This is a genomic window from Streptomyces sp. SID12501 (assembly GCF_010550245.1).
Lineage (GTDB): Bacteria > Actinomycetota > Actinomycetes > Streptomycetales > Streptomycetaceae > Streptomyces.
On record NZ_JAAGLU010000283.1, the window covers coordinates 1 to 595 of the forward strand.

General features: G+C 67.6%; 1 protein-coding gene. It reads right to left on the reverse strand.

Annotation, left to right across the window (positions count from 1 at the left end):
* Positions 1 to 41: 41 nt before the first annotated feature.
* On the reverse strand, positions 42 to 275 hold the full coding sequence (locus tag G3I71_RS45755) for a hypothetical protein (RefSeq protein WP_164324860.1): 234 nt from the start codon (positions 273 to 275) through the stop codon (positions 42 to 44).
* Positions 276 to 595: the final 320 nt, after the last annotated feature.

A 595-nucleotide genomic window follows, 5' to 3' on the forward strand; every position in this document is an offset into this window, starting at 1 on the left:
GCGCCATCGCACGGGACAAGTGGCCTCCGTGCTTGCGGCTGTCAGGCAGTCGTGGCGGTGACGTCTTCGTCGTAGAGCGTGGTTCCGGGCCGCTGGAAGTGCCCGTCCCCGCCGCGCAGGCCAGCTCGGAGCCACCCCGTCGTCCGGTGCCGATTTGTCACTCCGCACGCCTGCGCGAACTCGACGACATCGAAGTTGGCGTCGAGGTAGGCGAGCACCTGGGCGGTGACCCACATGACGTTGACCCGGACGTTCTCGGCCTCGTCATGCGTCATCTGCGCGGCCCGGGGGGTCCGGTCGTCCGCACGATGGTGCCCCGCACGGTCGAGACGCGTGTGAGCGTCCGACCAGTCATGGTTGCGAATCTCGTCTGCGTGCATCTGTGCGATACGCGACAGGGCCACGTGGCGGCTCCAATTCTGGCCCACCGATAGGGCCGGTACCTGAGCCCTCCCGACGAGGGCTCCTTCGCTGACTCTACCCCCGCGGCTCACCGCCGTTCCCACACGCACAGAATCGCGCCTGGACATACTAAGACGACGGCGGACGCGTATCGGAAAGGTTGAGGCGAGTCGGACGGGTGCGACGCGATCCG